The sequence below is a fragment of the Nocardioides alkalitolerans genome (assembly GCA_038184435.1).
Taxonomy (GTDB): Bacteria; Actinomycetota; Actinomycetes; order Propionibacteriales; family Nocardioidaceae; genus Nocardioides; species Nocardioides alkalitolerans_A.
The window spans coordinates 1,942,541-1,955,340 of sequence record CP116227.1 but is presented as its reverse complement, the minus strand read 5'-3'; the positions used below and the strand labels follow the sequence as shown (position 1 = coordinate 1,955,340).

The following is a 12,800-nucleotide window of genomic DNA, read 5'->3' as shown; positions in this document are numbered from 1 at the left end:
TCAGTCGTCGACGTCGCCGTCGACGTACACCCAGCGGCCCGCGCGTCGCGTGAACCGGCTGCGCTCGTGCAGCTGCCCGGCGCGGCCGTCCCGGTCGGCGAAGCGGGCCGTGAACACGACGACGCCGGTCGTGTCGTCGGCGCCGCCGGCCTCGATGGCCTCGACGGTCAGGCCCGTCCACGTGAGGTCGGGGTCGGGTGTCGTGTCGTCGGGGCGGGTCCGCGGGTGCCAGGTGCGGAACAGGTGGTCGGCGCCGGTCCGGCCTCCGACCGCGTACGCCGCGTAGCGCGACCGCATCAGCTCCTCGGCCGTGGTCGCGGGTGCGGCGCCGCGGTGGAGGCGGCCGCAGCACGCGTCGTAGGTCGCGGGGAGGCCGCAGGGACAGGGGCGCTCGAGCTGCACGGGCCGACGGTAGCGGGGGTCCTCCCGAGCTGTAACGCGGTGTCCGGGTCACTGTGGAAGGGGTAGACCACGTGCACGGTGACCCGGACACCGCGTCACACGGCGCAGGGACGGGTGTCGACCGTCACCTCGCTGTGGTGGTCCCGCGCTGGTGCGGGGGAATATCGTTGCCCACGGCAACGGTTGTCGAGAGCAACCAACTGTGGCGTGGACGAAGGGCAGGACCAGGACGTGGTGGCGGAGCAGCAGCGGAGGACGGTTCGTGGGCACTGGGCGGTGACGTTCACGGTGCTGACGGTGGCGGTCTCCTCGTTCACGCTGCTGCAGTCGATGGTGGTGCCGGTGCTCGGCCTCATCGCCGACGAGATGGACACCGACATGTCCACGGCGACGTGGGTGCTGACGGCCTACCTGCTCTCGGCCTCGATCTGCACGCCGCTGCTCGGGCGCGTCGGCGACGTGGTCGGCAAGCAGAAGATGCTGGTCGTCACCATGCTGGCCCTGACCCTGGGTTCCCTCGTCGCCGCGCTCGCCGGCAACATCTGGGTGCTGATCCTCGCGCGCGTGCTGCAGGGCGCCGGCGGTGGCGTGCTCCCGCTGGCCTTCGGCATCATCCGCGACGAGTTCCCCGAGCGGCACCGGGCCAGCGCGCTCAGCATCATCGCGGCGCTCGCCTCCGTCGGCTTCGCGGTGGGCATCGTCGTCGCGGGGCCGATCGTCGAGGGGCTCAGCTACCACTGGCTGTTCTGGTTCCCGATGATCGCCACCGGTCTCGCCGCCGTCGCGACCGCGCTCTTCGTGCCCGAGTCGCCCGTCGCCGACCGCTCGCGGCTCCCGCTCATGCCCGCCGTGCTGCTGGCGTCGTGGCTCGTCGCCCTCCTGCTCGGCATCAGCCGCGGCAACGAGTGGGGCTGGGGCTCGCCGATCGTGCTCGCGCTCCTCACCGGCTCGGTGGTGCTGGCCGCCGGCTGGATCGCGGTCGAGAACCGCGCCCGCGTGCCGATGATCGACATGCAGATGATGCGCCGCCGCGGCATCTGGACGACCAACCTCGTGGGCGGGTTCGTCGGCTTCGGCATGTTCTCCAGCTTCGGCTTCCTGCCCCAGTTCCTGCAGACGCCGGAGGCGGCGGGCTACGGGTTCGGGGCGAGCATCGCGGAGTCCGGGCAGATTCTGGTGCCGTCGGCGATCGCGAGCTTCCTCATCGGCTTCGTCACCGCACCGCTCGTCAAGCGCGTCGGGGCGCGCGTCGTCATCGTCAGCGGCACGCTCATGACCGCCGTCGCCTTCGCCTCGATCGCGCTCTGGCACGACGCGGTCTGGCAGATCGTCGCGGCCACGAGCCTCCAGGGCGTGGGCAACGGTCTCGTCTTCGGCTCCCTGGCGGGCGTCGTCATCGCCTCGGTGCCGGCGTCCCAGACCGGCGTCGCCTCGGGCATGAACGCCAACATCCGCACCATCGGCGGCTCGATCGGCTCGGCCGTCATGGCGGGCGTCGTCACCGCCCACGTCGGCCTGGGCGGTCTCCCGGAGGAGAGCGGCTACGTGATCGGGTTCGCCCTCATCGCCGGCGGCATGGTGCTCGCGGCCGTCGCGGCGTGCGCGATCCCCGACACCCGGGGCCCGGCGGCGCCGACGCCGCGCACGGTGCCGGTGTCGCGGCGCACGGTCGCGCCGTCGCGGGTGCTTGCCTCCGGGTCTAGCGTGTGAACGTGACCCGACCGACTGCCACACCGCCCGCCGTCGCCACCCTCGGGGAGCTCCGGGCGACCGACTACCGGCCGCGCTCGGTGAAGGCGGAGATCCGCACCAACCTGCTCGCGCTGCTGGCGGCGGGGGAGAACCCGTGGCCCGGCCTGCACGGCCTCGACGACACGGTGCTGCCGCAGCTCGAGCGCGCCCTCATCGCCGGGCACGACATCGTGCTGCTCGGCGAGCGCGGCCAGGGCAAGACCCGCCTGCTGCGCACGCTCGTCGGGCTGCTCGACGAGTGGACCCCGGTCATCGCGGGCTCCGAGCTCGGCGAGGACCCGCTGGCGCCGGTCACCGCCGCCTCCGTCCGCCTCGTCGAGACCCACGGCGACGCGTTGCCGGTCGCCTGGGTGCACCGCAGCGAGCGGTACGCCGAGAAGCTCGCCACCCCCGACACCTCGGTCGCCGACCTGATCGGTGACGTCGACCCGATGAAGGTCGCCGAGGGACGCCTCCTGGGCGACCCCGAGACGATCCACTACGGGCTCATCCCGCGCAGCCACCGCGGCATCGTCGCCATCAACGAGCTGCCCGACCTCGCCGAGCGCATCCAGGTCGCGATGCTCAACGTGATGGAGGAGCGCGACGTCCAGATCCGGGGCTACGTGGTGCGCCTCGACCTCGACGTGCTGGTCGTCGCCTCCGCCAACCCGGAGGACTACACCAACCGCGGCCGCATCATCACGCCGCTCAAGGACCGCTTCGGCGCCGAGATCCGCACGCACTACCCGACCGAGCTCGACGACGAGATCGCCGTCGTCCGCCAGGAGGCGGAGCTGGTCGCCGAGGTGCCGGACTACCTGCTCGAGGTGCTCGCCCGCTTCACCCGCGCCCTGCGCGAGTCGTCGTCGGTCGACCAGCGCTCGGGCGTCTCCGCCCGCTTCGCCATCGCCGGCGCCGAGACCATCGCCGCCGCCGCGCTGCACCGCGCGACGCGCCAGGGCGAGGATGAGGCGGTGGCACGCGTCGTCGACCTCGAGACCGCCGTCGACGTGCTCGGCGGCAAGGTCGAGTTCGAGTCGGGCGAGGAGGGCCGCGAGCGCGCCGTGCTCGAGCACCTCCTGCGCACCTCGACCGCCGAGACCGTGCGCCGGCACCTCCGCGGGCTCGACCTCGCGCCGCTCGTCGCGGCGCTCGAGGAGGGTGGCTCGGTGACGACGGGCGAGCAGGTGAGCGCGGCCGAGCTGCTCGACGGGCTCCCGGCACTGCCGCCCGACCAGGCCGGCGAGGGCGACCTGTACGACGCGGTCGCGGCCCGGCTCGGCGCGACGACGCCGGGCACGCGGGCGGCCGCCGTCGAGCTGGCGCTCGAGGGTCTCTTCCTCGCCCGCAAGGTCGGCAAGGACAGTGCCACCGGCGTCACGACGTACGGCATCGACTGATGGCCCGCGGATCCCGGTACCAGCGCTACGAGGGCGGGGATCCGCTGGCCCCGCCCGTCGACCTCGCCGAGGCGCTCGACGCCATCGGTGAGGACGTCATGGCCGGCTACTCGCCGGAGCGCGCGATGCGGGAGTACCTGCGGCGCGGTGACGCCGACCGCCGCGGTCTCGACGACCTGGCCCGGCGCATCGCCGAGCGCCGCCGGGAGCTGCTCGAGCGCCACGACCTCGACGGCACGCTGCGCGAGGTGCAGGAGCTGCTGGAGAAGGCCGTGCTTGCCGAGCGCGGCCAGCTCGCCCGCGACGTCGAGATGGACGACGGCGACCGCGCGCTCCGCGAGATGCAGCTCGACAACCTGCCGCCCTCGCCCGCAGCGGCGGTGAGCGAGCTGTCGTCCTACGAGTGGGCCTCGAGCGAGGCCCGGGAGACGTTCGAGCAGATCAAGGACCTGCTCGGGCGGGAGCTGCTGGAGCAGCGCTTCGCGGGCATGAAGCAGGCGCTCGAGGGGGCGACCGAGGAGGACCGGGCCGCGATCGCGGCGATGCTCGCCGACCTCAACGAGCTTCTGGAGAAGCACGCGCGCGGCGAGGACACGCCCGAGGACTTCGCCGACTTCATGGCGAAGCACGGTGACTTCTTCCCGGAGGGGCCGCGCGACGTCGACGAGCTCATCGACGCTCTCGCGCAGCGGGCCGCCGCCGCCCAGCGGATGATGAACTCGATGACGCCGGAGCAGCGGGCGGAGCTCATGGAGCTCTCGCAGCAGGCCTTCGGGTCCCCGGCGCTCATGGACCAGCTGGCGCGGCTCGACGGCAACCTCCAGGGCCTGCGGCCCGGCGAGGACTGGGCGGGCTCCGAGCAGTTCGGCGACGGCGAGGGGCTGGGCCTCGGCGACGGCACCGGCGTGCTCCAGGACATCGCCGAGCTCGACGCGCTGGCCGAGCAGCTGCAGCAGTCCTACAACGGGGCCCGCCTCGACGACGTCGACCTCGACGCCCTGGCCCGCCAGCTCGGCGACGAGGCCGCCGTCGACGCCCGCACCCTGGCGGAGATCGAGCGCGCGCTGCGCTCCTCGGGCTACCTGCAGCGGGGCTCCGACGGCCAGCTCCGGCTGTCGCCGAAGGCCATGCGCCAGCTCGGCCGCGCCCTGCTCCGCGACGCCGCCGAGCGGCTGTCGGGCCGCCAGGGGGCGCGGGAGCTCCAGGCCGGCGGCGGCTCCGCGGACGCGACCGGCGGCACGCGGGAGTGGGCCTTCGGCGACACCGAGCCGTGGGACCTGCCCCGCACGGTCCTCAACGCCGTACGCCGCGAGGTCGCCTCCGGTGGCCGCGCCCCGGGCGCGCGCGGCGTGCGCCTGGAGATCGCCGATGTCGAGGTGGTCGAGTCGGAGCAGCGCACCCAGGCGGCGGTCGCGTTGCTCGTCGACACGTCGTTCTCGATGGCCATGGACGGCCGGTGGGTGCCGATGAAGCGGACGGCGCTCGCCCTGCACCAGCTGATCTCGACGCGCTTCCGCGGCGACCGCCTCGAGCTCATCGGGTTCGGTCGCCTGGCGGAGACGCTCGCCATCGAGGAGCTGACGGGCCTCGACGCGATCTGGCAGAAGGGCACCAACCTCCACCACGGGCTGCTGCTCGCGCAGCGGCACTTCCGCCGCCACCCGGGCATGCAGCCGGTGCTCCTCGTCGTCACCGACGGCGAGCCCACGGCCCACCTCGAGTCCAGCGGCGACGTCTGGTTCGAGTACCCGCCGCACCCCGTCACCCTCGCCCGCACCGTCAGCGAGCTCGACGGGACGACCCGCATGGGCGCGCAGACGACGTTCTTCCGGCTGGGGGAGGACCCCGGCCTGGCCCGGTTCCTCGACGCCCTGGCGAAGCGCGCGGGCGGCCGCGTCATCGCGCCCGAGCTCGACGACCTCGGCGCCGCCGTCGTCGGTTCCTACCTCGGCGACCGGGCATCACGCTCGCCGTACGGCGGGTCGGGCTCCGTCGGCGAGACCTTCGGCCGCTGGGGCGGCGGCTGGGGCCGCGGCGGCTGGGTGGGCTGATCCTCCCTCCCGGGTCGTGGTGCCAGGCCGGCGGAAACCCGTGGCCTCACACCACGACCGGGCGAAGGGTCGCGAGCACCCCCGCCAGCTCCTCGACCCCCTCGACGATCCGCGGGCCGGGGCGCGCCCAGTGCGCGTCGGCGTCGACCGGGTGGACGAGCACGCCGGCGGGCAGGAGCCCTGCCGCCACCAGCCCGTCCGCCTGCGCCTGCGCCCCCGCGCGGTCGTAGCCGCACGGCGCCACGACGACGACGTCCGGTCGGGCCGCGTGCACGTCCTCCCAGCGCACCCGGACGGACTTCTCCCCGGTCGTGCCCAGGACGCAGTCACCGCCGGCGAGCTCGACCATCTCGGGGATCCAGTGGCCGGGGGCGAAGGGCGGGTCGGTCCACTCGAGCACGACCACGCGCGGCCGGGGGCCGGGCCGGGCGGCGACCCCGGCCGCGACCTCGGCCGCCACCGCCGCGAGCCGGGCCTCGAGCCCGGCGACGAGTGCGTCGGCCTCGGCGACGCGACCCACCGCCGTACCGATCCGGCGGACCGAGTCGAGCACCTCCGCGACGGTGTGCGGGTCGCAGGTCAGCACGTCGGCGCGGCAGCCGAGGTGGGCCAGGGCGTCGTCGACGACGCTGACGTCGACGGCGCACACGGCGCACAGGTCCTGCGTCACCACGAGATCGGCGTCGAGGTCGGCCAGGGCCCCGGCGTCCAGCCGGTAGAGGTCCTCGCCCCGCCCGAGCGCCGCCGCGACGAAGGCGTCGATCTCGGCCGGGGCGAGCCCGGCCGGCATCGCCGACGTCGACACGATCCGCTTCGAGCGGGCCTCGGCCGGGTGGTCGCACTCGAACGTCACCCCGACCACGTCGTCGCCCGCGCCGAGGGCGAAGAGGATCTCGGTGGTCGACGGGAGCAGGGAGACGATGCGCACGGCCCCGACGGTAGCCTCGCAGCATGGTCGATCCCCACCTCTGGCTCGAGGACGTCACCGGCGACGAGGCCCTGGAGTGGGTGGGGGAGCGCAACGCCGAGGCCGAGGCCGCGATCGGCGCCGTCGACGGCTTCGCCGCCACCGAGCAGGCGATCCGCGAGGTGCTCGACGCCGACGACCGCATCCCCCTGGTGAGCCGCGCCGGCGACTGGGTCTACAACTTCTGGCGCGACGCGACCAACGAGCGCGGTCTGTGGCGACGCACGACCATGGAGTCCTACCGCTCGGACACGCCCGCCTGGGACGTGCTGCTCGACCTCGACGCCCTCAGCGCGGCCGACGGCACGCTGTGGGTCTGGCACGGCGCGCAGGTGCTCCGCACCGGACCGCTGGCGTTCCGCCGCGCGCTGGTGTCGCTGTCGCCCGGCGGCTCCGACGCCGACCTGACCCGCGAGCTCGACCTCGAGACGCGCAGCTTCGTGGCGCCCGAGGACGGGGGCTTCCTGCGCCCCGAGGGCAAGGGCAGCATGGCCTGGGTCGACGAGGACACCGTCCTCGTCGCCACCGACACGGGGCCCGGGTCGCTCACCACGTCGGGCTACGCCCGCATCGCCCGCCGGTGGCGGCGCGGCACCCCGCTGACGGAGTCCGAGGTGCTCTTCGAGGCCGGGCCCGAGGACATGGCCGTCGGGGTGGGGTACGACGCGACGCCCGGCCACGAGCGCGGCTACGTCTTCCGGATGATGGGCTTCTACACCTCGGAGACGCTGCTGCTCGACGACGCCCGCACGGGCACGGCTCTCCACCGCGTCGCGGTCCCCGACTCCGCCGAGCCCGCCGTGTGGCGCGACCACCTGCTCGTCCACCTCCGCGACGACTGGACGCCCGGGGGCGACGGCACCGCGACGTACCCGGCCGGCTCGCTGCTCGTCACCGACCTCGCGGCGTACGACGCGGGTCGTCCCCGCTTCACGCCGCTGTTCACGCCGACCGCCAGCACGTCGCTGGCCGGGTGGACCCGCACGCGCCACCGCGTGGTGCTGGTGACGCTCTCCGACGTCGTGCAGCAGGTCGAGGTGCTGACGCCGCCGACGGCGCGCGACGGGGACTGGGAGCGGTACCCGCTGACCGGGCTCCCGCCGTACACGACCGTCGGGGTGCGCGCTGTCGACGCGACCGACGACGGCCCCGAGGGCGACCTCGCGTGGCTCGACGTCTCCGGCTACCTGACGTCGCCGAGCCTCGCCCTGGTCGACCTCCACGCCAGCGGCGCGCCCGGCGAGCCGACCGTGCTCAAGGAGAGCCCCGCGCGGTTCGACGCCTCCACCCACGAGGTCACGCAGCGGTTCGCGATCTCCGACGACGGCACGCAGGTGCCCTACTTCGTGGTGGCGCCGCGCGGGCAGGACGGCCCGGTGCCGACGCTGCTCTACGGCTACGGCGGCTTCGAGATCTCCCTGACGCCGTCCTACTCGGGGAGCATCGGGCGGGCCTGGCTCGCGCGGGGCAACGCGTACGTCGTGGCGAACATCCGCGGCGGCGGGGAGTACGGCCCCGCGTGGCACCAGGCGGCGCTCCGGGAGAACCGGCACCGCGCCTACGAGGACTTCGCCGCGGTCGCCCGCGCGCTCGTCACGAGCGGCACGACGACGGTCGGGCAGCTGGGCATCATGGGCGGCTCCAACGGCGGCCTGCTGGTCGGCAACATGCTCGTGCGCTACCCCGAGATCCTCGGCGCGGTCGTGTGCACGGTGCCGCTGCTCGACATGCTGCGCTACCCGCAGCTGCTCGCCGGCGCGTCGTGGATCGCGGAGTACGGCGACCCCGACGACCCCGCGGACCGGCCGTTCGTCGAGGAGATCTCGGCCTACCACCGGGTGGCCCACGACGTGACCTACCCGCCGGTGCTGCTGACGACGTCCACCCGCGACGACCGGGTGCACCCCGGCCACGCGCGGAAGATGGCGGCCCGGCTCCGCGAGGTGGGCGCCGACGTCACCTACTGGGAGAACGTGGAGGGCGGCCACGGCGGCGCGTCCACCAACGCGCAGGCGGCGCACAAGGCGGCGCTGGAGTGGACGTTCCTCGCGTCGCGGCTGGAGGGCTGAGGCCGGGAGGGGCTCAGACCAGCTCGCGCAGCTCGGTGAGGCTGCGCGCGATCGCGGCGCGCCACTCCTCCAGCTCGTCCTCGCCGGCCTCCGCCCACAGCTCGTAGACCTCCGAGGACTCCTCGGACAGGGCGCGCTCGCCCTGCTGCACCAACCAGCGGAGGCGGTCCGGCGTGAGCGCCGACCGGAAGTCGTCGAGGTCGAGGTCGGCGACCTCCTCCGACGGGTCGCGGGCCTCGAGCGCGATCAGCGCGAGCTCGATGAGCGCGCCCGCGAACTCGCCGCCGTCCGTCGTCAGGTGGCCGTCGTCGAACGCCCACTCGACCGCGTCGAACGAGAACGTGCCGTCCTCGATCTCGCCGAGCAGGTCGGCCGCCCCGTCGTTGTCGAAGGGGCCGGTTCCCCAGGTGCCCATGCGCGGAACTCTGGCACAGGCGCCGGGGGGTCGGGAAGTCAGTCCGCGGCGAAGCCGGGCAGCGACTCGGACAGGATCCGGCGGAACGGTGCCGTGGCGCCGAGCTGGCTCAGCACGCCGACCCCCGCGAGCCAGGTGCGGTGGATGAGCAGGTACGACGGGGGCAGGTTCAGCCGCAGGCCCACGGCGGCGACGGGATCGCGCGGGTCGCTGAGCCGGTCGTACTGCTCCCGCATCCACTCCCGCGTGAACGTGAACTCCTCGACGAGCGTCGGCTCGACGAACGGGCCGAGGAAGGTCAGCAGCAGCTGCGGGTCGATCCGCACCTTGTCGCGGATGAACCCCTCGGCTCGCAGCCCCGCCTCGAGGCCGTCGAGGTCGGACTGCCCGGCGACGCGGAGCAGTCGGCCCATCGCCTCCGGCAGTCCGCCCTCGGGGAGGCGCGCGACGGCGCCGAAGTCGAGCACGCCGAGCCGCCCGGGCTCGCCGTCGGGCCCGGGGATGGTGCGGAAGTTCCCGGGGTGCGGGTCGGCGTGGAGCATGCCGGTGCGCTCCGGCCCGTCGAACAGGAACCGCACGAGCAGCTGGCCGTAGTGGTCCCGCTCCTCGGGCGAGCCCGAGGAGATCACGTTCGCCAGCGACCCGGTGCTCTCGAGCCACTCCGAGACCAGCACCTTCTCGGTGCCGGCGACGACGTCGGGCACGACGTACCGCTCGTCGTCGCGGTACGCCGCGGCAAACGTCCGCTGCGCCTCCGCCTCGAGGCGGTAGTCCAGCTCCTCGGCCATGCGGTCCTGCAGCTCCGCCACGAGGGCCCGCACGTCGATGCCGGGGAGGATCGGCGCCAGGGTGCGGGCGAGCCGCCCCAGTTGCCGCAGGTCGGAGGCGATGGCGTCGCCCGCACCGGGGTACTGCACCTTGACGGCGACGTCCCGCTCCGTCGCCGGGTCGGCGGGGTCGTCGCGCCAGCGGCCGCGGTGGACCTGACCGATGGAGGCGGCGGCCGTCGGGCCGCCGTCGAAGCTGACGAGGTGCTCCCGCCAGGCGATGCCGGCGCCGCCGAGCTCCTCGTCGAGCACGCGGCGTACCTCCGCCGTCGGCATGGGGGGAGCGGCGTCCTGCAGGCGGGTGAGCTCGGCGCGGTAGCCGGCCATCGACTCCTCGGGCAGGGCCGCCTCCAGCACGGAGAGCATCTGCCCGAACTTCATGGCGCCACCCTTGAGCTGGCCCAGGGTGCGGAACACCTGCTCGGCCGTGCGCTGCTGCACCTCGGCGCTGACCTGCTCGGCGGTGCGACCTCCGAGCCGCTTGCCGAGGCCCAGCGCGCTGCGCCCGGCGTAGCCGAGCGGGAGCGCGGCGAGCCGAGCCGTGCGGGCGGCCGTGCGGCGGGGCAGACCTCGGGTGTCGCGGGGCTTCTCGTCCACCCCTCCATGGTGGACCACGGCACCGAACGACGGGCCCCGCCCACGGCCCCGGGCGGGTGAGAACGGGGGTGAGAAGTGTCGCGGATCGCGCACTGGACGCCTTCTGCACCTACCGTTGCCCCGATGCACGCGCCACCAGGAGGGGAACGACGATGAGGATGTGGGGGATCACCCGGCCCTGCGTTCCCGATGCCTTCACGCTCGGCAACGCGTCCTGCGGCGCGATCGCACTGCTGACGCTGGTCTGCGCGGGCTACGCCGAGGACGTCTGGGCGGGCCTGTCGACGCTGCAGCTGGTGTCGCTGCTGCTCGTGCTCGGCACCGTCTTCGACAGCCTCGACGGCGCCACGGCGCGCAGGTTCGGCGGCTCGTCGCTGGGCGGCCAGCTCGACTCCTTGAGCGACGGCATCACCTTCGGTCTCGTGCCCGCCGCCCTGCTCGTCACCATCGCCCTCGCCGGCGGTGGCAGCGACCTCGAGGTGGCGGTCGCCGTGGCCGGCTTCCTCGTCTACCTCTCCGCGGCGCTCCTGCGCCTGGCGGACTTCTGCGCGGTGCGCGACGAGGACACCGACTTCGTCGGACTGCCCTCGCCGCTGGCGGCGCTGCTGGCCGTCTCCGCGGCGTACACCACGGTCGACCCGCTGCTGCTCGGGCTCGTGCTGCTGCTGGTCGGCGCCCTCATGGTGTCGCGGCTGCGGTTCCCCCACCAGGGGCGCGACATGCTGCCGCTCGCGATCGGCGGCTGGGTGCTCGCCGCGCTGGCCGCGTTCGACGCCGTGCAGCCGACCCTGGTCGTCGCCGCCACGTGGGTGCTCGTGCTGCTCGTGCTCCCCGTGCTGGCCGCCCGCTCGCGCGGGCGCGCCGACGACGACGAGGACGTCGACGCCGACCGCGAGGCCCGGCGTCGCCTTCGGCTGCGGCTGGCCCACCAGCAGCGCTGAGGTCGCCGCCTGGGAGACTGAGCCGCATGGCTCTCGCACCCGCCCGCGGCACACCCTGGTGGATCGGCCTCTCCTGGCTCCCGCCGCTCGTCCTGCGGGGGCTGCCCCGGGTCGGCGCGCTCGCGCTCGCCACGGGCATGACCGCGTTCTTCCGCGACCCCGAGCGCGCGGCGGAGGGACAGGGCCTGCTGGCCCCGGCCGACGGCTTGGTCCGGCAGGTCGAGCTCCGGGACGGCCGCTGGTTCGTCTCGACCTACCTCGCGCTCTACAACGTGCACGTCACGCGGATGCCCTGCGACGCGACCGTGGTGACGCAGACCCACGTCGAGGGACCCCACAAGCTCGCCTTCGCCGACGACGCGCACGTCAACGAGCGGATGGAGTGGACCCTCGACACCCCCCACGGGGAGCTCGAGATGGTGCAGTTCTCCGGCGCCGCCGCGCGCCGCATCGTGCCCTACGTCGGTGCAGGCGCCGAGGTCGCGCGCGGTGACCGCATCGGGCTGATCCGCTTCGGCTCCCGCGTCGACCTGCTCCTGCCGGAGGGCGTGGAGCCGGCCGTCGCCGAGGGCATCCGCGTGCGGGCCGGCGAGACCGTCATCGCGCGCTGACGGTCGCGCGGTTCCGGCCGTCCGTGGGTAGTCCCTGACCTTTCGGTCGTTCTGGATCGATCCAACGGTCAGAAACGTCAGGGACTACGCCCGCCGGCCCGGGACAGCCCGTCCCGGGACAGGCTCACACCTGAGGGAACCGCACACCCGTGTTGGCGTGGCAGCGGTAGCCGTTCGGGTTCTTCGCCAGGTACTGCTGGTGCACCGGCTCCGCGTAGTAGTAGTCGCCCGCCGGCTTGATCTCCGTGGTCACGTCCCCGAGGCGCTGGCGGCGCAGCTCCGCGGCGTACACGTCGGTGAGCTCGCGCGCGGTCGTCTCCTGCTCCGGCGTCGTGTAGTAGATCGCCGAGCGGTACTGCGTGCCGACGTCGTTGCCCTGCCGCATGCCCTGCGTGGGGTCATGGACCTCGAAGAAGGTCTTCACGAGGTCGGCGAACGAGATGCGGGCCGGGTCGAACACGATCCGGACGGCCTCGGTGTGGCCCGTCCGCCCGCTGCAGACCTCCTCGTAGGACGGGTGCGGCGTGTAGCCACCGGCGTAGCCGACCGACGTGGACCACACGCCGTCCTTCTGCCAGTAGATCTCCTCGGCGCCCCAGAAGCACCCGAGGCCGAACACGGCGACCTCGAGCCCGTCGGGCACGTCGTCGGTCACGACCGGGGTGCCGAGCACGACGTGCTCGCCGAGCGTGAACCACGGCTCGTCCCGACCCGCGAGGGCCTTGTCGGGCGTGGGGAGCGTGGTCTTGGTGCTGGATCCGAACAACAACGGGTCCTCCCGGGTCT

Annotated in this window: 11 protein-coding genes; 6 read left to right on the top strand and 5 right to left on the bottom strand. The window is 74.0% G+C overall.

Translation table 11 applies throughout. The annotated features are described in order from the left end of the window. Entirely contained in the window at positions 1–402 is a 402-nt protein-coding gene (locus tag PIR53_09345) for a YchJ family metal-binding protein (protein ID WZH54177.1), read from the bottom strand. A 207-nt stretch (positions 403–609) separates the two neighbouring features. On the opposite strand from PIR53_09345, the gene PIR53_09340 reads away from it, so the two are divergent. The 3 genes from PIR53_09340 to PIR53_09330 are packed head-to-tail and all read left to right on the top strand — an operon-like array spanning position 610 to position 5,587. After that, positions 610–2,112, top strand: coding sequence for an MFS transporter (locus PIR53_09340; protein ID WZH54176.1), 1,503 nt, complete (start codon positions 610–612; stop codon positions 2,110–2,112). Positions 2,113–2,114: 2 nt separating this feature from the next. Then, entirely contained in the window at positions 2,115–3,536 is a 1,422-nt protein-coding gene (locus PIR53_09335) for a magnesium chelatase (GenBank protein ID WZH54175.1), read from the top strand. Further along, on the top strand, positions 3,536–5,587 hold the full coding sequence (locus PIR53_09330) for a VWA domain-containing protein (protein ID WZH54174.1): 2,052 nt from the start codon (positions 3,536–3,538) through the stop codon (positions 5,585–5,587). The genes PIR53_09335 and PIR53_09330 overlap by 1 nt, the downstream gene beginning before the upstream one ends. 46 nt (positions 5,588–5,633) lie before the next feature. Here the strand turns inward: PIR53_09330 and PIR53_09325 are convergent, their stop codons facing one another. Continuing rightward, positions 5,634–6,515: an ABC transporter substrate-binding protein gene (locus PIR53_09325; protein WZH54173.1), complete on the bottom strand. Its 882-nt coding sequence runs from the start codon at positions 6,513–6,515 to the stop codon at positions 5,634–5,636. Positions 6,516–6,538: 23 nt separating this feature from the next. Here PIR53_09325 and PIR53_09320 point away from each other — a divergent pair, with 23 nt between their 5' ends. Next, positions 6,539–8,623 (top strand): prolyl oligopeptidase family serine peptidase, encoded by a 2,085-nt coding sequence (locus tag PIR53_09320; GenBank protein ID WZH54172.1) that lies wholly within the window; start codon positions 6,539–6,541, stop codon positions 8,621–8,623. Positions 8,624–8,636: 13 nt separating this feature from the next. Here PIR53_09320 and PIR53_09315 read toward each other — a convergent pair whose 3' ends face one another. Together PIR53_09315 and PIR53_09310 are read right to left on the bottom strand one after the other, a co-directional pair. Continuing rightward, complete coding sequence (locus tag PIR53_09315) at positions 8,637–9,038, bottom strand: DUF4259 domain-containing protein (protein WZH54171.1); 402 nt, start codon at positions 9,036–9,038, stop codon at positions 8,637–8,639. Positions 9,039–9,076: 38 nt separating this feature from the next. Continuing rightward, positions 9,077–10,462 (bottom strand): AarF/ABC1/UbiB kinase family protein, encoded by a 1,386-nt coding sequence (locus tag PIR53_09310; GenBank protein ID WZH54170.1) that lies wholly within the window; start codon positions 10,460–10,462, stop codon positions 9,077–9,079. A 152-nt stretch (positions 10,463–10,614) separates the two neighbouring features. Between PIR53_09310 and PIR53_09305 the strand changes: the two genes are divergently transcribed. Beyond that, positions 10,615–11,403, top strand: a complete 789-nt coding sequence (locus tag PIR53_09305; GenBank protein ID WZH54169.1) for a CDP-alcohol phosphatidyltransferase family protein — start codon at positions 10,615–10,617, stop codon at positions 11,401–11,403. A 26-nt stretch (positions 11,404–11,429) separates the two neighbouring features. Next, the gene (locus PIR53_09300) at positions 11,430–12,014 is read left to right on the top strand and encodes a phosphatidylserine decarboxylase (protein ID WZH54168.1); all 585 of its coding nucleotides are present in this window, start codon (positions 11,430–11,432) and stop codon (positions 12,012–12,014) included. Positions 12,015–12,138: 124 nt separating this feature from the next. Here PIR53_09300 and msrA read toward each other — a convergent pair whose 3' ends face one another. Then, entirely contained in the window at positions 12,139–12,783 is a 645-nt protein-coding gene (gene msrA / locus PIR53_09295; GenBank protein ID WZH54432.1) for a peptide-methionine (S)-S-oxide reductase MsrA, read from the bottom strand. Between the last annotated feature and the right edge of the window lie 17 nt (positions 12,784–12,800).